20 protein-coding genes and 2 pseudogenes are annotated in these 18138 nt (G+C 49.0%); 10 read left to right on the top strand and 12 right to left on the bottom strand.

Annotated elements, in window-relative coordinates; translation table 11 throughout:
* Positions 1–88: 88 nt before the first annotated feature.
* The 11 genes and pseudogenes from AC566Q_RS17845 to AC566Q_RS17795 all read right to left on the bottom strand — a co-directional run.
* Positions 89–1231 (bottom strand): annotated as a pseudogene (locus tag AC566Q_RS17845) (DUF4158 domain-containing protein); the annotation flags it as partial.
* 116 nt (positions 1232–1347) lie between these two features.
* Positions 1348–1914, bottom strand: coding sequence for a hypothetical protein (locus tag AC566Q_RS17840; protein WP_040133153.1), 567 nt, complete (start codon positions 1912–1914; stop codon positions 1348–1350).
* The gene (locus tag AC566Q_RS17835) at positions 1911–2306 is read right to left on the bottom strand and encodes a hypothetical protein (protein ID WP_101566845.1); all 396 of its coding nucleotides are present in this window, start codon (positions 2304–2306) and stop codon (positions 1911–1913) included. Before AC566Q_RS17835 ends, AC566Q_RS17840 begins: the two co-directional genes overlap by 4 nt.
* Before the next feature lie 23 nt (positions 2307–2329).
* Complete coding sequence (locus tag AC566Q_RS17830) at positions 2330–2764, bottom strand: MerR family transcriptional regulator (RefSeq protein ID WP_011711644.1); 435 nt, start codon at positions 2762–2764, stop codon at positions 2330–2332.
* Positions 2765–2783: 19 nt separating this feature from the next.
* Positions 2784–3584: a putative bifunctional diguanylate cyclase/phosphodiesterase gene (locus AC566Q_RS17825; protein WP_499608967.1), complete on the bottom strand. Its 801-nt coding sequence runs from the start codon at positions 3582–3584 to the stop codon at positions 2784–2786.
* Positions 3585–3595: 11 nt separating this feature from the next.
* The gene (gene merA / locus AC566Q_RS17820) at positions 3596–5263 is read right to left on the bottom strand and encodes a mercury(II) reductase (RefSeq protein ID WP_255053959.1); all 1668 of its coding nucleotides are present in this window, start codon (positions 5261–5263) and stop codon (positions 3596–3598) included.
* 37 nt (positions 5264–5300) lie between these two features.
* Positions 5301–5720 carry an organomercurial transporter MerC gene (gene merC / locus AC566Q_RS17815; RefSeq protein WP_007642843.1) on the bottom strand — a complete coding sequence of 140 codons (420 nt, stop codon included), beginning with the start codon at positions 5718–5720 and terminating at the stop codon, positions 5301–5303.
* 3 nt (positions 5721–5723) lie between these two features.
* Positions 5724–5999, bottom strand: a complete 276-nt coding sequence (gene merP / locus AC566Q_RS17810; protein WP_011711647.1) for a mercury resistance system periplasmic binding protein MerP — start codon at positions 5997–5999, stop codon at positions 5724–5726.
* A 55-nt stretch (positions 6000–6054) separates the two neighbouring features.
* Positions 6055–6402: a mercuric transporter MerT family protein gene (locus tag AC566Q_RS17805; protein ID WP_007642845.1), complete on the bottom strand. Its 348-nt coding sequence runs from the start codon at positions 6400–6402 to the stop codon at positions 6055–6057.
* A gap of 93 nt (positions 6403–6495) precedes the next feature.
* Positions 6496–6882: a mercury resistance transcriptional regulator MerR gene (merR, locus tag AC566Q_RS17800; protein WP_040133151.1), complete on the bottom strand. Its 387-nt coding sequence runs from the start codon at positions 6880–6882 to the stop codon at positions 6496–6498.
* 2 nt (positions 6883–6884) lie between these two features.
* On the bottom strand, positions 6885–7874 hold the full coding sequence (locus tag AC566Q_RS17795; protein ID WP_499608954.1) for a tyrosine-type recombinase/integrase: 990 nt from the start codon (positions 7872–7874) through the stop codon (positions 6885–6887).
* Between the two features lie 165 nt (positions 7875–8039).
* On the opposite strand from AC566Q_RS17795, the gene AC566Q_RS17790 reads away from it, so the two are divergent.
* From AC566Q_RS17790 to AC566Q_RS17775, 4 genes and pseudogenes are all read left to right on the top strand, one after another.
* On the top strand, positions 8040–11018 hold the full coding sequence (locus tag AC566Q_RS17790; protein ID WP_273604201.1) for a Tn3-like element ISShfr9 family transposase: 2979 nt from the start codon (positions 8040–8042) through the stop codon (positions 11016–11018).
* Between the two features lie 94 nt (positions 11019–11112).
* Positions 11113–11844: pseudogene (locus AC566Q_RS17785) on the top strand (TraM recognition domain-containing protein); the annotation flags it as partial.
* Between the two features lie 9 nt (positions 11845–11853).
* Positions 11854–12414, top strand: coding sequence for a hypothetical protein (locus AC566Q_RS17780; protein ID WP_011788470.1), 561 nt, complete (start codon positions 11854–11856; stop codon positions 12412–12414).
* Positions 12401–13036: an IncC plasmid conjugative DNA transfer DtrJ family protein gene (locus AC566Q_RS17775; protein ID WP_011788471.1), complete on the top strand. Its 636-nt coding sequence runs from the start codon at positions 12401–12403 to the stop codon at positions 13034–13036. The genes AC566Q_RS17780 and AC566Q_RS17775 overlap by 14 nt, the downstream gene beginning before the upstream one ends.
* A gap of 26 nt (positions 13037–13062) precedes the next feature.
* Here AC566Q_RS17775 and AC566Q_RS17770 read toward each other — a convergent pair whose 3' ends face one another.
* A complete protein-coding gene (locus tag AC566Q_RS17770) occupies positions 13063–13650 on the bottom strand; it encodes a hypothetical protein (protein WP_011788472.1) in 588 nt (195 codons plus the stop codon).
* A gap of 288 nt (positions 13651–13938) precedes the next feature.
* Between AC566Q_RS17770 and traL the strand changes: the two genes are divergently transcribed.
* From traL to traA, 6 genes are all read left to right on the top strand, one after another.
* Positions 13939–14220 (top strand): type IV conjugative transfer system protein TraL, encoded by a 282-nt coding sequence (gene traL, locus AC566Q_RS17765; protein WP_011788474.1) that lies wholly within the window; start codon positions 13939–13941, stop codon positions 14218–14220.
* A complete protein-coding gene (locus AC566Q_RS17760) occupies positions 14217–14843 on the top strand; it encodes a TraE/TraK family type IV conjugative transfer system protein (RefSeq protein WP_000667170.1) in 627 nt (208 codons plus the stop codon). The genes traL and AC566Q_RS17760 overlap by 4 nt, the downstream gene beginning before the upstream one ends.
* Complete coding sequence (locus tag AC566Q_RS17755) at positions 14827–15723, top strand: TraK domain-containing protein (protein ID WP_020743644.1); 897 nt, start codon at positions 14827–14829, stop codon at positions 15721–15723. The genes AC566Q_RS17760 and AC566Q_RS17755 overlap by 17 nt, the downstream gene beginning before the upstream one ends.
* Before the next feature lie 2 nt (positions 15724–15725).
* Complete coding sequence (locus AC566Q_RS17750) at positions 15726–17015, top strand: TraB/VirB10 family protein (RefSeq protein WP_011788476.1); 1290 nt, start codon at positions 15726–15728, stop codon at positions 17013–17015.
* 74 nt (positions 17016–17089) lie between these two features.
* On the top strand, positions 17090–17662 hold the full coding sequence (locus AC566Q_RS17745) for a TraV family lipoprotein (protein ID WP_015066557.1): 573 nt from the start codon (positions 17090–17092) through the stop codon (positions 17660–17662).
* Positions 17659–18048, top strand: coding sequence for a TraA family conjugative transfer protein (traA, locus tag AC566Q_RS17740; protein WP_011788478.1), 390 nt, complete (start codon positions 17659–17661; stop codon positions 18046–18048). Before AC566Q_RS17745 ends, traA begins: the two co-directional genes overlap by 4 nt.
* The last annotated feature ends 90 nt before the right edge of the window (positions 18049–18138 follow it).

Here is an 18138-nt window from a genome sequence, read left to right as displayed (position 1 = left end):
AAAAACTATTTGATCACACTAATGATGATAAATATAACGAATTAAATCGATCAGATATCAGAGTAATTTAACAAAAGTACGATCTTGCCCTGTAGAGTCGAACCATAAACGGCAAATAGTTGTTGCCTGCGAATGACATATATTGTTCGCACATTTGCATTAGCTGATCACTGTTCTTTCCCAGTATCGGATCAAAAGCTGCCACCGAATCGGGTTTATCAAGATACACCTTGACCGTCCCAGACAACACAGAAATCAAATGATCGGTTTGCTTTTGATGGTCTGCAAGGTACTTCTCCAACAGCTTCTGCGCCGAGCGATCCATTTTTAACAACATCTTGATAAAAATATCGGCGGCGTTATCCAGTGTTTGTGCGTATTGGTGCCGGATTAAAACGATGACGAGTGCGAGTCGCTTGTTCAGCTTTAGTTTCATCAATTCGGCGTAATCCAGGGCCTTGGCCTCGTTGATAAACTGCTGGTGTTTAACTGGCGGCAACCCCAAATCCGTGGGCAAAAGTGTTTGCAGGGATGTAAGCCATTCCAGGTATTGGATGTACGCATGGATATTGCGAGGGGTCGGGCGTTTGGGTTCATTTTTCAGCGTGCTCCAACCAAAACCATTCAGTCCTGTGCTAGATCGAAGAATATCGTTGATGCATTGGCGACTTTCAGACTCTAAAAAGCCACACAATTGATCGTAATACCGAGTGTTGACTTCGGCCCTGGCCGCCTGACATATCCGCTCAAGTACACTGAACGCCGGTAACTCGTATCGCTCTTTGACCAAATATTCCAACGTGACATTGATGATATCCGGTAATGCATCTTTGGTAGTCGCTGCCTCAAGTGCCCAAATCTGTGCCAATTCAGAGGTCTTGGCCGCATCGTAGGCTTTTATATTAAGATGGCGCCGAATCAGCTTTACGTGACGATCCTTCGCGCCCGATGTGTAATAGGTTTGGAGATCCTTCAGTGTCACCCGCGAACGGCACTGATTTTTAATGTGCGTGATGATCACCTTTGGTATTTCACCCAGGTTTACGAACCGGCCCAATCGCTGCGTGATTTTTAGCTGAATCAGGAGCCCCAAAAAGGATGCGCTGGTTCGTTTACAGTGACGCAGTGCAAACTTCTGATCTTCCGGCGTAGGTGTATAGACATCCCCTAACTCATCTTCGGTGATATCAGATTTAATTCGTGGATAAGCTGTCTGATAGATAGCGGCCATCGACTTAAATTTTCTCTGATAGATGCATTATTGTGTAAAAGCATCGCGTTATAGTTACCAGGTTTCTAGTCGTCATTTGGATATGCCTAGATTAGTCGCAAGTGGCTTTCATTGCTTTATTCCTTGTGATGGCCTGCCATTACGTCGCCTGAATTGAGATGCCAAGCATTTTGAACAATCGCAAACAACAGTAATACCAACGCCAACAGCAACAGTTCGGTTTGATACACATTGACCGCATACTGAATTTTGAGACCCATACCAGAAACAGCGGAAGGAAACAAAATGGCGATAAAACTTAAGATGGTCGGCAGCAGCGGGGTACAACACAACAGGGGGCTTACAATCCCGATAACTATGCCGCCCGCCGCTGGTGCCGTTCTGCAATGGGTCTTCTTGCGTATCAGTTGAACCCATAAATTGATGAGAACGCTCTCCAGCGTTGCGAACAAAAACGCAAATAGCGCGATTCTCAGATTAAGATGTGCAAAAGAACGCAAGCCAATATCGGAACCCAGTTCATGCGCTGGCAGGACAACCAAGTGGACGACCAGCACCAGACTAAAGAGGATCGCGGTACGCCGTTTTGAGTGAGAATCCTGAACCGGCGATTGAAATGCATACACTACAAGTGACCAGAGGCGTTTTATAGAGTTTGTAGCGCGCTTCACTATCGCATTCATTCTTCTTTGCCGTTTGTCGCAACTTTGTAAGTTCCCCAGAACATCTCCGGTAACACGCAAACCAGTGGTGTACCGATCAGTAAAGAGAGTCCTAATCCGTTAAAGGTGAGCCATTGTATCCACTGCATCCCAATGCCTAATGCCAACATGGCGGAACCCAGAAAAAATGGCCCGCTGAAAAAACAATGCATTCGCCCACATTGACTCGCATTTCTTAAACAGGCATATCCCATCCAACTTAAAGCGATCGCCCAGATACTGCCGGTCATCCACGGTGCAAGTTGCATCATGCCGGTAATCACTATGAGTATCGCTGGCAATACCCAGGTGAGAATAAATCGGCCTTTATTGGCTACCCAGTCGTGGGGGCCGGTTTCACATTTCTCTGACATCGTATACTCCTTTGTTATGGCGATCAGGCCAGTTGGCGCAGCTCCGACAGCTGTGAATCCAATGCCTGCAAGTAAGCCTGGCGTTCATCAATTTTGGTTTGCAGTTCGCGCATGGCGGCTTCACAGGCTTGCTGGTCGCCTTCGTTGATGGCGTAGAGCAAGGGTTTTATATCCAGGATCAGCAGGCCCGCCGCACGCGCTGCGCGAATGAAGCGCAGCCGGTTTAAAGCGCATTGATTGTATAAACCGAAACCACCCGCGGAATGCTCTGGGCAAAGTACCAAATTTTCCAAGACGTAATTCCTGACGGTATGCACTGTGGTTTGCGCGGCTTTCGCCAGTTGCGAGATCGTCAGGGGAAATTCGAGTGCCTGCCCATCGGCATCCATGAATGCCGCAAAGTCGGGGATCACCTCAAAGTATCGTGACACATCTTTTGACACGGCGGCTTTTGACATGGGTTTGTCTCCGTTCGTTTCAAACACTGCGGCCTGGCCACAACGCTTCAGTCGTTTCGGCATCGGCTGGCCGCGCCAGCCGATAGCCATGTAATACATCACAGCCAAGCTTCTCTAAAAGTTGTTGTTGAGTGGCCGTCTCAACCCCTTCCGCGACGATGGATAAATTCAGGTTATGGCCAAGGGTGATGACGCTTTCGGTAATGGCGCGATCCTTTGGCTCGGTTGTCATATGCGTGACAAAGGTTTTGTCGATTTTTAGGCGGGTCACTGGGCAGCATTGCAAGCGTGCCAGCGACGAACTCCCGGTACCAAAATCGTCGATGGACAGGCGAATGCCCAGCGCCTGGCAGCGATGCAGGTTTTCGATCAGGATTGGCGTATCCTCCAGGGCCAGTGTTTCGGTTAATTCCAGTTCCAATGCCGGAGCAGGCAGTCCCGTATCACGCAATATCCTGGCAAGGTCTTCGACAAAGTCAGGTTGTTGGATTTGTAAGGCAGAGACGTTGATCGCGATGATACCCTCGGGTAAACCGCGTTGACGCCAATGCATCATCTGTTGACAGGCCGCCCGTAAGACAAACGCGCCCAGTTCCAGAATTAATCCGCTTTGTTCGGCAACGGGAATAAAGGTGTCTGACTGGATCAATCCTTCAGTTGGATGTTGCCAGCGAATGAGCGTTTCAGCGCCTTCCCAGCATTGGTGTTGAACATCCCATAGAGGCTGGTAAAAAGGAACGAATTCACCCTTGTTCAATCCATCCGCCAACGCATTGACCGTTGGGGCTGTCAGTGAATGCGTGGCGGGTGCCGTTCCCATACTGCCCTCTCCTATCCTGCACAACAGGACAGTTCTTTGACATCCTTGTTAAAGGTTTGCGCGCAGAGCTTCAAACCTTCCACCATGGTGAGGTAAGGGAAAAGCTGGTCGGCTAATTCCGTCACCGTCATACGGTTGCGGATGGCTAAAGCCGCACTCTGGATCAGTTCGCCGCCTTCGTGAGCCAGGATCTGCGCGCCTAGCAACAACCCCGTTTCCTTCTCTGTGACCAGTTTGATAAAACCGTCGGTTTCAAAGTTGGCTAACGCACGTGGGACATTTTCCATACCCAGTACGCGGCTGTCGGTCTCAATATCCTGAGCCCTGGCTTGCTCCTCGGTCAGTCCGACGGTAGCCACCTGTGGATCGGTAAAGATCACGGCGGGCATGGTGGACAGATCCAGTTTGGCGTTGCCGCCCGTCATATTGATACCAGCACGGCTACCGGCGGCCGCGGCGACATAGACAAATTGCGGCATGTTAGAGCAGTCACCGGCAGCGTAAATACCAGCAACATTGGTTTCCATGCGTTCGTTAACAACGATTTCGCCCTTTTTGTTGGTGGTGACACCCACCGCGTCCAGATTGAGTTGGCTGGTATTGGCGTGTCGCCCGGTGCTTACCAGCAAACGATCACAACTGAGCTCGCCTGCATTAGTGTTCAGGGTGAATTGATTTCCATCGTGGGTCACTTGGGTGGCTTGCGTGTTGTTTAAAACTCGAATGCCTTCTTTTTCAAAACAGCCCGCCAGTTTTTCACCGATTATGGGGTCTTCACTGTAAAGTAGTGAGTGTCTTGCCAACACGGTGACTTCACTGCCCAATCGTCGGTAAGCCTGGGCAATTTCTAGCGCCACGACCGATGAACCAATCACCACCAGGTGCTGCGGCAATTCCTCGGCAAACAGCGCTTCGGTAGAGGTCCAGTAAGGCGTTTCGGCCAGCCCCTCGATGGGAGGAATGGTTGGCGTGGAGCCAGTGGCGATCAGGATTTTATCAGCAAAGATTTCCTGCTCAGTGCCATCATTTTTTCTGACTATCAGGGTGTTTGCATTTTTAAATTGCGCCCAACCTTTAAGTAAACTAAGCGCAGGATTTGTCTCTAGAATATTCTGATACTTTGCAGCGCGCAGCTCTTCGACTCGAGCGGTCTGCTGCTGAGCCAACAAGGCTCGACTCAATTGGGGCGCATGATTTTCCAGTCCGGCAAAGGGATTATTGCGTTGCTGCTGTGCCAATTGAGCGGCGCGGATCAAAATTTTTGAGGGTACGCAGCCGACATTCACGCAACAGCCGCCAATCACATCGGCTCCCTCAATAAGAGTGACCTTGGCACCACCTTCAGCGGCTTTGATAGCACAGGCAAAAGCGCCGGAACCCGTACCGATAATCGCCACATGTTGAGTTCGGTTGCTTTCTGTGTTGCTGGTATTTTCGTTGTCACAGTAGGCGTTCGGTGCTGTGTTTTCCGCTAAGGGGTTTTCTTTTGCGGTATAACCCAGGGCTTCAATCGCTCCAATGAGATCGGTTACGCTGACCCCACCGTTTGTGGTGATCGTTGCGCTGGCGTTTTCATAAGATATTTCAACCTTATTCACGCCTTCGATCGCATCGAGCGCTTCTTTAACGTGAGCGACGCAACTTGGACAGGTCATCCCTTCTATCGATAGTAAGATCATTCGTTTTCCTCAAATAGTAGTCAGGCATTGCGTCGTGTTAAACAGCACAGCTGTCATCATCACAGCGTTTATTCGCGGGTGAAAAAATATCCCAAAGCGATACGGCAACCATCAGACCTAACGCTGAATAGGTGACATAGCTGCTCCAGCCGTATTGGAAAAACGGATAGAGCGATAACAGCAATAAAATGGGGCCGACCACACCCAGCGCACTACGGTGCCATTGCCGGTGGCTGAACCAGCCAAGTCCGTTGAGTACCAGGGCAATCCAGGCAAACAACGGTAACAGGGTATTAACAAACAAACCTTCCCATTGGCTGAGAAAACCCAACCCGACCGCAGCGCCCAGGCTGGCGATGGCCGGGAAACACATGGCGCATCCCATAGCAGAAACCAGCGCGCCCAATGAGCTAATCTTATCGCCGAAACGGGTCAGTAACTGTATTAGCATTTCCATGCTTTACTCCTTGAGCGTTGATGGATAACCCGCATTAGTGGTGGCTTCGGTCAGTGCTTTTACTGTGGTTTTTTCGTCGTCGAATGTGACAACTGCCAATTTGGTTTCAAAGGTGACTTCAGCTTTACTCACACCCTCAACATTTTTTAAGGCATTTTTGACCGTAAAGGGGCAGGTCACACAGTTCATGGTTGGAACTTCCAAAGTAACTGTTTTCGGCGCAGCAAAAGCGGTCAGGCTGGTCAAGGCTAGCAAAGACAACAAGGCAATTTTCTTCATCATTTTCTCCAGTAACGTATTAAGTCATTAATAAAAGTGAGCGGTAAGAAAGTATTCAGGCAAACCAGACAATCCAATAATTGCTGGTGACTAGCACCAACGCAGTCAGTGCCGTTAACCAAAAGATCACCTGCCGGCGTTTTCGCACTTGAGGAACTGCACAGGCGGTGCCTGGCTCACAGTCCTCAACGGGGCGATAGACCTTCCAGCCTGCGAAGCCAAATAAGGCTAAAACCAGCAGGATAAAAATGGGACGATAAGGTTCTAACAAGGTTAAATTACCAATCCAGGAGCCACTCACGCCTAGCAGCAACAACACGAAAGGACCAGCGCAGCACAGGCCAGCGCCAACAGCCGCGATAACGCCGCCAATAATAGGTAGATTGGATTCTTTCTGTGACACGACTTACTCCTCTGATTTCAGTGTATGGAGCAAGTGTAATCTCCGTACCTATGTACGGAGTCAAACGTTTTTGTGATGCCCGTGTAAAACTAATTAAGGTTGCAGGGAGTCGATAATGGGACAATGTGAGTCATCGTTATTACTCTGACATTGCGTCAATAATGCCTTGAGTGCGCTTTCGAGCCGCTTCAGATCGGCAATTTTTTCCATGACGGCGCTGAGTTTATACTCGGCCAGCTCCTGCACCTGAGCACATGGGCGGTCATTCAAGCTTAGCAGGTTGGCGATCTCTTCCAGGGTAAACCCCAATTCTTGCGCCCGCTTAATGAACCGGATGCGATTAACCGTTTCATCGGGATAATGGCGGTAGCCCAACTCGGGTTTTGGCGGTTGCTCTATTAATCCACGACGCTCATAGAAGCGAACGGTTTCTATATTGATAGCCAGTTCTTTGGCAACTTTACTGATAGTTCTTGTCATGTTCATATCTCTTTTACCCGAACGGTATCTATAAGAACCGCCATTTTCTCCATCAATATATGGGTAGCGTTATTGGAGAGCTGCTGTCCTTCTTCAATGTACTCCCAGACGGTGGCATCGCTCTTCCATCCGCCTTGCTTTTTAATCAACTCAAAATCAACTCGTTCTCGGGCTGCCGATGTAGAGAGGCCGCGCCGGAAGCTATGGCTGCTCAATTCCGGTACAAAATCGAACTGGCAGGCGTTACCCAAAGTCTTGAGTAATTCATTAATGGCACTGGGATTCAACGCTTTAGGCTGAATCTTATCCCACCGGTTAATGGGGCGAAAAACCGGACCTTCATTAATGCCACCCAGTTCTATCCAGTTTTTCATGGCCGTAGCAGGACAGCAGTCTGGTGCACCGAAAGGTAATGCTCGCACTAAGCCGGAGGCTTGTTGATCGGTCTTGGAACTAGACAGCCGGATGAGAAGTCCTTCAGGTTCCCACACCAGATCACCGTAGCGAATGGCCACCAATTCGCTACGGCGAAAGGCACCGAAAAAGCCGGTCAACACCAGCGCGATATCCCTCAGTTTCTTTTTGGTGGTTGGTAGTTGCCGCAAATGATTCACTATTTGGGCGACGTGCTCCAAGCGCAATGCCTTGGCTTTGCGCTTGGGTTGGCCATGGGTACGACGAACGCCTTCCATGGTTTTGCGGACCAACGGATCACTTACTGGATCGATGAGCCCTTGATAATGGTGCCATTGGCTAATAGCGGTCAGGTGCAGATCCAGGGTTCGGGGATTAAGCGATTCGGCTCTGGCCAGCAGGTAACGCACGACAGTATCCCGATCCGAGGGCAGGCGACCACCCCATTTTTCAAATTGTCGAATGGCCGAACGGTAGGCTTTACGTGTGTTGTCGGATGTCGCTGCCTGGAGGTATTGCCGTAGTGGTTCGGGCCCCTGGCGTTCAACCAGGGTCGCATCCTTATTACGTAACGACAAGTTGCTAGCCTGTATTGGCGGTTTGTGGGGTTCTAGGGATTTTCCCCTCTAAAAAGACATAATCCTCTGTAGACCACACCAATAAATGGCTGCGGAGGTGGGTTACTACTTATAAGTGTGGCAAATTAGGTAAATATCGTACATTTAATACGGAACAGCCCTGATATGGCCATCAAAAACGAAATTACTATTCTCACGAGAGCAGAACAGGCAGATCTTTATTCCCCACCCATTTTTTCAATCGAAGAACAACGTCTGTACTTTTCTCTGAACGATGCGGAATTGGCAGTTTTTCGGTCAATTCGTCTCAGAGCTCATAGATGTTACTTTGTCGCGATTTTGGGATACTTCAAATCAAAGCCCGTCATCCTAGATATCGCTTACTCGCAGGTTTCTAAGGATTTAATGTTCATCAGTAAAGAGCTGCTTGGCGGCAAGGGGCTCAGACCATTCACTCCCTCACAAAAACAAAAAGATCGACTCTACGCAAAAGTATTAGACCTTGCTGGTTATCACAAATGGGACGAAAGTCAGCACTTCAATTCTCTTTTCGACCACCTTGTTCAGGTGGGCAATGCCTGGCTGGAGCCGCGTTACCTCTTTGATACTGCTATTGAATTCCTAGCCAGTCACAGCATTGCTATCCCCAGGTATACCGTACTCCAGAGACTGATAAGCAGAACAATGCAGCAGGTCAGAAAAGACCTGGCGCACCAACTTAATCAACTCACCAGTCCTGAACTTCACGTCTTTCTGGACAGCATAACAGCCATTGATGACGGACTAAGCCTGAACCAGCTCAGAGGCGGTGCAAAAAGTCTGACCGTACCTGAGCTTAAAAAAGAGCTTGCCCTTTATCATCAGTTAGCGCCATGGCGCACGCAAATCAATGGCGTTATCGATGGGCTTAATCTGTCTCTTAAAAATCGACAACACTTCGGTGAGCTCATCAACTATTACGGCAGTAAACTCAAACGATTCAAACGCGCACAGCAGCATCTATGGTTGCTATGTCACCTGACAGAGCGGATACAACTGGCACTGGAACGGTTAACTGATGGGTTCATTTACCATATCCGCAAGCAACAAGAAGCTGCCAACACCTTTGCACAACAAGCAGTGTTCCTGTCCTGGCAGTCAGCCGCGGACAATGTCACAAAAGCGGCAGAGTTACTGCATCTGTTTGTGGATGAGAACATTGATGATAATCAACCCTTCTCAGTAGTCAGACAACAGGCATTGAAGGTCATGAATGACAGGGATATCCAGACCCTCTGCCTTTACCTGAAAAAACAGAAACGGACCGTGGAAGAGTACCAGTGGCAACATTACGATGAACAATGCAATCTCCTGAAGCAACTGTTAAGGCAGGTGTTCTTGTGCCTTGATTGTGAGGCCGGTAAAGGCTCAGAAGCCGTCGTCGCCCAACTTCAACAGATTCAGACGGAAATCGCATCCGGTGGACCACTGAAGACGATGGATACGTCGCTCATCCCGAAAAAGCACCTCCCATGGTTGGTTAAACAGGATAACGTTAACCCGCAACGTTACGAATGGCTGCTCTACCGCCAGTTGACTTCGCGACTGAACGGACGCATTTATTTGCCAAATGTTACCAAATACCGCGCACTGGAAGACGACCTGATCCCCCAGACATCGCAGGATACCTTGCTGGCCTCATCAACACTGGACAGACTAAAACAGCCCGCAGAGTTATTGTTACAGGAGCAACAACACCGGCTGGAAAGTGCGCTCAAAGACGTTGCTCTCCATATTGATGAGGGAGACAATCGAAATGTGATCATGAAAAATCGTACCGGTACCCGCTGGCGTCTGCCGACCAAAAGCGCTACATCTCTGGTCAACAATCCCTTTTTTAAGCGAATGCAACCGGTCGATATCGCGGATGTACTGCGGTATGTAGAGCGCGAAACCGGGTTCATGAAATGTCTGACTCATGTACTTCCGATACAAAAACAAGGGTTCACTCATCAGGATGATTTACTGGTCATTCTGATTGCCAACGCCACTCACCGTGGTGTGTATGGCATGGCGCAGATCTCCGATCGAAGCTATGAACACCTGAGTACGGTGCAGGCCAACTATATCCGGCCTGAAACGCTGCATGATGCCAGCGATGTGATCAATAATGCGGTTGCAGCGCTACCCATCTTCCGCCACTACCATATTCAGGAGGACCAGTTGCATGCCAGTGCGGATGGTCAGAAATTCGAAACCCATCTGGAAACCTTTAAAACCCGGTACTCCTCTAAGTATTTCGGCACCAATAAAGGGATCACGGCCATGACACTGGTAGCCAACCACAGCGCCCTCAATGCTCGGATCATCGGTTCCAACGAGCACGAATCACACTATATTTATGACCTGTTACAATCCAACAGCAGTGAAATCAAACCTGACGTACTCTCGACAGATACACACGGTGTCAATCATGTTAACTTCGCCTTACTGGATCTATGCGGTTACAGTTTTGCACCGCGATACGCGCAGTTCAGTAGTGTCATCAATGATCTGTTTGACGTAACTGAAAATGAACACGGCGGCACCAACCTTGCCCTGAAAAAGCCCATCAGGACGAATGTCATCGAAACGGGATGGCAGGATATTAGGCGCATTGTTCTGTCACTTCAGACAAAGCGAACGACACAGGCAATGCTGGTAAGAAAGTTGTCTGGTTATCCTTCGGGGCACCCGACATTACAGGCGCTGACGGAGTATAATCGACTGGTCAAAGCGCAATATTTACTGGATTACATAGACAATGCCAGTTTGCGGCAGTACGTTCAGCGTGCCCTTAACCGGGGAGAAGCGTGGCACTTCCTGAGACGGGCTATTGCGTCGGTGAATGGCGATCAGTTCCGAGGCAAAAACGAGAGTGAAATCGCTATCTGGAATGAATGTGCAAGATTGCTTGCCAACGCGATCATCTACTTCAACTCCGCGATACTGAGTCATCTGCTGGGACACTTTGAAGCGAGAGGAGATGAAGAGAAAGCGGGTATCACTCGTGCTGTTTCGCCCGTTGCGTGGCAAAATATCAACTTAAGCGGAACGTATAACTTCACTAATACTGGGAAATTGCCCAATATTGGCGAAATAACAAGGCCGATAGTGGATGATTAGGCTCCAAGCTGAAAGTAAACCACCTCCGCAGCCATTTATTGGTGTGGTCTACAGAGGATTATGTCTTTTTAGAGGGGAAAATCCCTAGAACCCCAAGATGGTGGCCTCACTGATGCCGGTGCTCAATATGCTCACATCAAGTGAATTAGGGCCACTGTTATCACCGATTGCAAACGATGTGGATGACAGCCGGTTAATTACGGATTCTGGCCGTATTATCAACAATGCCCAAGTGGCGTATATCGGCTTGGATTCATTAACTGACGCCATGGTTGGCAGCGCCATTGGTTCGTTGCTTTTGTCCGATCTCACTGCTGTGGCCGGTGATCGCTATAACTATGGTGTTGAAAATCGTCCCGTAAATATCTTCATCGATGAGGCGGCTGAAGTCGTCAACGATCCCTTCATTCAACTGCTCAACAAAGGCCGTGGCGCAAAAATGCGTTGTGTAATTGCTACTCAGACCTTTGCTGACTTTGCAGCTCGTACAGGCAGTGAAGCTAAGGCTCGCCAGGTGTTAGGTAACATCAACAACTTGATAGCCCTTCGGGTGATGGATGCCGAAACGCAGCAGTACATTACCGACAATCTGCCTAAGACTCGGTTGCAGTACATCATGCAAACTCAAGGTATGTCGTCCAACTCGGACAGCCCCGCGTTGTTTACCGGCAATCATGGCGAACGCTTGATGGAGGAAGAAGGCGATATGTTTCCACCGCAGTTATTAGGCCAGCTTCCCAACCTGGAGTACATCGCCAAGCTTTCAGGTGGCCGCGTGATCAAAGGCCGCATTCCTATTTTAACCAGCTCTACACAGGCAGCATAAGGAGTCTGTATGCATCATTCTGTCTGTCTGAAAATGACAACACTTACCAGTAAAGAAATGCTCGCTCAGTGGCAGCAACATAATCCCCAGTTCAAGGAAACCTTAAGACTACTTGAAACCGACTGGCCTCATGCTTTGGCCTCAGTGCACTGTTTGGCGGACTATTTAACAGATGCGCTCACTTTAGATGGCCATTCCATCTTTGATTTGTGTCTGTGTAATGGCTTGGGCAGTTATGAAGAAGTCAGTTGTGATGATGATAGTGTACGCCTTTGGCATTTCATTGAGGCACTGACCTGGGCTGCCGCCAGTGCTTTAACGGGGATTCGCCTGCGTGATCCTGACCATTTCGAGTGGGCCGCCGTGGATGGTGTGTATTTCCACACCTGGATTCGTAATCGTCCAAATCGGATGGCGTATTTGGCTGAAGGACGTATTGATGTGCGTTATGTCAGTGACCATACATCGACAAAGCGGCTTCAGCAAGTGATTAAAGCTCGGATTATGACGCCAACCGTTGCAGCCATGCTGGCGCGAGTAGAAGAGGATGTTTGGCATGAGCAAGCATAAGTCCGTTTGGCTGCTGTGTCTGGCACTGATGCTGGAGATTATTGCCATTGGCGTGTTAGTGCCCGGTGATTGGACTGGCCGGGTCATCAGTAAAGAGAAGCAGATGATCCAAAACCAATTGGGCGCACAAACAAGCTATTGGATTGGTCAAACTAGCCATCGCTGGTATCAGTCATGGATTGTGGATACGCAGATGGAGCAATCTGTGCGTGATTTTCTAATCCCCACTGAAGAACAGCGACTTCGTTCTAAAGGGATGGAGAACATGGGAGGCTTTTGGTTTGTGTGGGTAGAAGACCGTATTCAGGCATTTTTTGATGTGCTGTACCAAGTGTTCACTCGATTTGCGTTGCTGATGGTCTGGTTGCCCTTTGCGCTTATTCTCATGTTGCCGGCGTTGTGGGATGGCTTAATGACCTGGAAGATTAAGAAGACAACATTTGATTTTTCGAGCCCTATCATTCACCGCTACAGCATGATTATCCTGGGCTCAGGTGTCATTTTGCTGTTTATGGGATTGTTCGCCCCACTGGCTATTCCACCGGTGGTGTTACCGTCGCTGATCATCGGTTTGGCATTGATGGCGGGGTTGGCGTTAAGTCACTTGCAGAAGAAGATATGAGGCCCATCAGGCCTCATCTTGTAGAGCTAAAACCTTACGCCTACGGTATTGCCGTTCTCGTCTTCAGCAGGCAAATGGTAAGTATCAATAAGGTGGCCTTGAAGCCAAATATATTGAGGCATCCAAAAAGAGTACTGTCGTATAAGAGCCAATACTTCTTTTAACGGTTTGTTTGCATGAGGCTCGGCAAGACGAAAGTACATGAATGAGCAATCATCTCGAAAATACTCATGAAGCTCTGAATCCGATAGCGTTTCTTTTAGCGGCCTGTTTTGTTCGTCGTCCTCATCAGGGGAGTTGGCATAAATTTCAAATAGCTGCTTTTCAGTAAGTATCTCCAATAAGTGGTCTTTAATTAAAACCCCATCACTGGTATCGACATCCATACCATCTTTGACATCAAAAGCCATGACACATCCAGAAGATAATGCCACTTCTGATGGTTTCAGTACGTCATTAGCTTGTACAACCTGATGCCAATGATTAAAACCAGCAGATACTGCAATTTCATCGAGTGCTTCAGTGTGTGTAATGGATTTTTCACGTTTAAGCTTTCGTGCTTTTTGCTTTAAACGTTCAACCGAGGCAGAGGAAATGATTTTAGTAATTTGCATTGAGTTTCTCCTATTAGCGAATACGGTGCCCACTGCCGAGGTCGCAGAAAAAACCTAAGCAAAAAATAAATTTGATATGCATGTCGTCCCGTCCGGGTTTGCTAAAGTGGGCAGCTGGTCTCGACACGACCAATATCCCCATCATATCAACCGCATCAAAAAGATCAATTGTTAGTATTGTCTGATTAGAACCCTCAAAACCTTCAAGAATTCGGCATCTAGCTGACCACTGAAGCTGCCAATCCCGAGGCATCCTTCACTTCTCAATTCAAACAACGAGGAGTGACTATGGAACCTGTAAATATTCCATCCTATATCGATGACCCGCCGCACTTCCTGCTTTGGAGTGCCGATGAGATGGCTCCCATTCTGTTGGGGCTAGTGATCGGCATTTTTACCGGTAATGCCTTGGTTTTATGCCTGTTGGGGTTGGTAACAACCAAGCTCTATCGGCGTTTTCGTGATGGCCGCCCAGATGGTTTTATTCTTCACGCCATCTACTGGGGCGGACTGTTGCCAACCAAAGCCAAGACGATCCCTAACCCATTTATCAGGAGCTATCTGCCGTGAAGTTCGACGTGTTTTTAAAATCATGGCAAGGCACGCAATTAGAGAACCGATGGCAACGGTTCCTGATTGCAGTGCTGGTGCTATCTAACTTGCTGCTTGCGGTAGCGGCATTTTCTCGCAATACCGTGGTAGCCATTCAACCGCCAACCTTGTCTGAAACGGCTGAAGTGTCACGAAACCAGGCTACTCAGCCTTACTTGGAATCCTGGGGGCTCTACCTGGCTGAGCTTATGGGCAACGTGACGCCGGGTAATGTGTCTTTTATCCGGGTTGCTATTGAGCCGCTACTTTCTCCAGCGGTGTACCAGCAAGTGGTCGATGCACTGGAGATTCAGGCAAGACAAATCCGGGAAGACCGAGTCACGCTCAAATTCCAACCCAGACAAGTGGAGTATGAGTATGAAACCGGCCATGTCTTTGTGACCGGTTATTCCTTGGTCTCTGGACCATCTGGAGATGAACAGCGCCAAACTCGCACCTATGAGTTTGACATCGATATTGAGCAATACCGTCCAAAGCTCAGTTGGATGGATACGTATGAGGGGCAAGCTAGAACGAAGCGAGTTCGTGAAAAGTTGACCCAAGAGCAAAACCGGAGGGTGAATGATGCGAACCAAAATTAGTCGATGGATGATACCAAGCTTAATCGCAATGAGCTTGAGTGGCGTCCTGTTATCTCAAGCTTCTTATGCAGACGTGGAATTGCCGATTGTACCAGCCAGTGTGATGAAGCAGTCTGCTACTGCAAATCCACCGGTTCAAAGCAATTCGGTTGCAGCGGATACGCCAACAATGCTACTGATGACACCGGGGGTTAATGAACTGATCCCTGTAGCACTTGGTCATCTGAATCGGATTGTGACGCCGTTTGAATCGCCTCAGGTGAGAACAACCAGTGATGCTCAGACGCAAATCAAGGGGAATGTTGTATATGTAGCCACGGACAAAGAATCACCGGTTTCACTTTACATCACTCCGCCTGGTCAGGAAGCTCCCGCATTATCTGTCACCTTAGTACCTCGTCGTATTCCACCGCGTGAAATCACCTTAGCTATTGATGGTCAGCAGTGGCCTATTAAGGGCGTCGTGAACCGAAAAGCCGCCACTTGGGAAACGGCTCAGCCATACGTCGATAGCTTACGTGATTTACTCAGACGCCTTGCACTAAATGAGTTACCACAAGGCTATGACATCCGTTTAGCTGGCCAAACTGACACAAGCCCGAAATGTTTTCAGCCTGGCTTAAAGTTTGGTTTTAAACAGGGGCAAATTGTGACGGGACATTACTTCACCGTCTATGTAGGACTGGTTGAAAGCTTTGCCGATGAGCCGATAGAAGCCAGTGAGATAGCCTGCAATGCACCAGGTATAGTGGCAAGCGCCTACTGGCCTCGCAATATCTTGTTGCCGGGCGAAAAGACTGAGTTGTATGTGGTTGTTCGCAATCATCGTGAAGAAGCGGTGGAAAGTCAGCGACCTTCGCTTCTTGTAGGAGGTGAATAACGATGAAAGCACAATGGGAGCAATTGAGCCCGAACATGAAGCGGGGCCTATCGGTTGCAGGTATTGCTGGTGGTCTCATCCTTATGGTGATGGTGTTTTCACCTAATCCTGACGATGGCGCGAACAGTCGGAACCGGCAGGAAACGATCCGGCACATTCTTACGGATACCAATACTCGTGATGTTGGGGTCGATAGTTTGGCTGCGAACGTAAAACTACTCAGTGAGCGCAATGAACAGTTACGTCGTGAAGTTGAGCGCTTGCGTCGTGACGTCGATTCAGGACGGCTAAGCCCAGGTTCGCCTTCTATACCAAGTGAGGTCAATGCGGAGTTGGTTCGCCTTCGAGCGGAACTTAATGATGTTCGCGCTGGAGGTGATGCAGCAGTTGAAGGCACAAATAGCCGTTTTGAAGTGCCTTTATCTGCCATGGAATTGCCTAAAGACGAAAAGCCACTGCCGTCTAACCCAGACGACTATTTTGCCAATGCGCCGCTGCCAGATCCGCTCTATCGGCAGCCAGCCAGTGGCCAAGGTTCACGAGCACGGGATGTTCCATTGCCGCCAATCACGATTCGTATGATTGAGCCTGAAGTGGTTGCTGAACCAGAGGTTGTTGTGCAAGAAGCGCCGCCTTTGTATTTACCGGCGGGCAGCATCATCTCAGGTACTTTGATCACAGGTTTGGATGCACCTACTCACGAGTCCGCAAGACGCGAACCTTTTCCTGCATTGCTGAGGATTCAAAAGGAAGCCATTTTACCCAACCGATTTAGAGCGGATATCAAAGAGTGTTTCTTGATCGCCGCAGGTTACGGTGATTTGAGCTCTGAGCGTGCTTATTTGCGAGGCGAGACCATTTCATGTGTGAGAGAAGACGGTGGCGTCATTGAAACACGACTGGATTCTTATGCTGTAGGTGAAGACGGCAAAGCCGGCATTCGTGGCCGATTGGTGTCGAAACAAGGCCAGCTGGTGGCCAAGTCGATGATGGCCGGATTCCTTCAGGGCTTGGCTGGCGCATTTGATGTAAATCCTGTTCCGACGATTCAGACGGGTAATGCCGGTGATACTCAGCTGTACCAGCAAGTCATGAGCCAAGAAGCATTACAAGGCGCTGCGATTAAAGGCACAGGTAAAGCATTGGATAGAGTGGCCAAGTTCTATTTGGACATGGCTGAAAATATGTTCCCAGTCATAGAGGTAGACGCTGCAAGGAAAATTGAAGTCATAGTCACTCGTGGTGCCTCGTTGTCGTTGGCCACTTCTCAAGGGGGTGGTGCAAGAAGATGAAAAAATCCTGCATGTTGCTAACCGATCGAAGTCCGTTTCAGACAATAAGATGTGTATCCAGAGGAGAGTTAACCATGACGACATCAATGCAGAACAACCCAAAGCACCAGTCAAAACAGTGGTCTAAAGCTGGATTACTTTTATTGGCAGTCGGCTCAACCTTATTGTCTGGCTGTAGTTCATTGGGTCTTGGGAGTAGTGAATATGGATGCCCAGGTATGCCTGACGGTGTGCGCTGTTTATCTGCTCGTGAAGTCTATGAGCTTACCAGTTATGGCGCTGCACCCAAGACGATTGATGCTGTGGCGACTCGAATTGGTTCTCCCTCTGGGTATTCACAATCTGATTTAGAGACAGGACTGCTGAGCCATCCAGCATTACCCGAGACGCAGCAATCTGCACCTATTCGCATTCCTTCAAGGGTAATGCGGATTTGGATTGCGCCTTGGGAGGATGACCGTGGAGATCTGAATTTATCCAGCTACGTGTTTACCGAAATTGAACCGCGCCGGTGGGATATTGGGGTGTCAGCACCTCGAACGGTTTCGCCAGTGCTACGTCCACTTCAGACTCAAAGCGATTCAGCCTCAGCGGGAGCTGATGGTAAGCGCGATAACTTGAGTATCTACGGAGAAACTAACGAATGACAAATGCAGTTCGCAGCATTCAGACTCAGCGCCTAATGACCATTGGTGCGCTTGGTTTAATGGCGTTAATGATTTCGGAGCCCTCATTTGCAGGCACCGGTGGTGATGCTTTCACCGATGTGTGGGATACCCTAAAAGATTGGACCCAAGGTACTTTGGGACGGATCGTAGCGGGAGCCATGGTTCTGGTGGGTATTGTGGGCGGTATCGCTCGCCAAAGCTTGATGGCCTTTGCCTTGGGCATTGGTGGCGGTATGGGTCTCTACAACACACCAACAGTCGTTGAAAGTGTCATGTCTGCAACTTTACCTGTTGTTGCTAGCACTCAAGAAGTCATTGGCACAACAATTCCAGCAATCAGCGCCGTTTTACTGGGCACCTTATAACAATAAAAAACGCCCAAGCGGCCAGATTTCTGACGGCTTGGGCGTCATCCCACCCCGTCCCCGATTACCATGACGGCGTTTCAGTTAATA

The sequence above is a fragment of the Alteromonas sp. H02 genome, from assembly GCF_059682525.1.
The sequence above is the reverse complement of the archived record's forward strand: the minus strand, read 5'-3'. Positions and strand labels throughout refer to the sequence as shown.

Bases quoted from the DNA above. Each gene is read 5' to 3' on its own strand.
- AC566Q_RS17840 (WP_040133153.1), bottom strand. From the start codon at position 1,914: ATGAATGCGATAGTGAAGCGCGCTACAAACTCTATAAAACGCCTCTGG.
- AC566Q_RS17835 (WP_101566845.1), bottom strand. From the start codon at position 2,306: ATGTCAGAGAAATGTGAAACCGGCCCCCACGACTGGGTAGCCAATAAA.
- AC566Q_RS17830 (WP_011711644.1), bottom strand. From the start codon at position 2,764: ATGTCAAAAGCCGCCGTGTCAAAAGATGTGTCACGATACTTTGAGGTG.
- AC566Q_RS17825 (WP_499608967.1), bottom strand. From the start codon at position 3,584: ATGGGAACGGCACCCGCCACGCATTCACTGACAGCCCCAACGGTCAAT.
- merA (WP_255053959.1), bottom strand. From the start codon at position 5,263: ATGATCTTACTATCGATAGAAGGGATGACCTGTCCAAGTTGCGTCGCT.
- merC (WP_007642843.1), bottom strand. From the start codon at position 5,720: ATGGAAATGCTAATACAGTTACTGACCCGTTTCGGCGATAAGATTAGC.
- merP (WP_011711647.1), bottom strand. From the start codon at position 5,999: ATGAAGAAAATTGCCTTGTTGTCTTTGCTAGCCTTGACCAGCCTGACC.
- merR (WP_040133151.1), bottom strand. From the start codon at position 6,882: ATGACAAGAACTATCAGTAAAGTTGCCAAAGAACTGGCTATCAATATA.
- AC566Q_RS17790 (WP_273604201.1), top strand. From the start codon at position 8,040: ATGGCCATCAAAAACGAAATTACTATTCTCACGAGAGCAGAACAGGCA.
- AC566Q_RS17780 (WP_011788470.1), top strand. From the start codon at position 11,854: ATGCATCATTCTGTCTGTCTGAAAATGACAACACTTACCAGTAAAGAA.
- AC566Q_RS17775 (WP_011788471.1), top strand. From the start codon at position 12,401: ATGAGCAAGCATAAGTCCGTTTGGCTGCTGTGTCTGGCACTGATGCTG.
- AC566Q_RS17770 (WP_011788472.1), bottom strand. From the start codon at position 13,650: ATGCAAATTACTAAAATCATTTCCTCTGCCTCGGTTGAACGTTTAAAG.
- traL (WP_011788474.1), top strand. From the start codon at position 13,939: ATGGAACCTGTAAATATTCCATCCTATATCGATGACCCGCCGCACTTC.
- AC566Q_RS17755 (WP_020743644.1), top strand. From the start codon at position 14,827: ATGCGAACCAAAATTAGTCGATGGATGATACCAAGCTTAATCGCAATG.
- AC566Q_RS17750 (WP_011788476.1), top strand. From the start codon at position 15,726: ATGAAAGCACAATGGGAGCAATTGAGCCCGAACATGAAGCGGGGCCTA.
- AC566Q_RS17745 (WP_015066557.1), top strand. From the start codon at position 17,090: ATGACGACATCAATGCAGAACAACCCAAAGCACCAGTCAAAACAGTGG.
- traA (WP_011788478.1), top strand. From the start codon at position 17,659: ATGACAAATGCAGTTCGCAGCATTCAGACTCAGCGCCTAATGACCATT.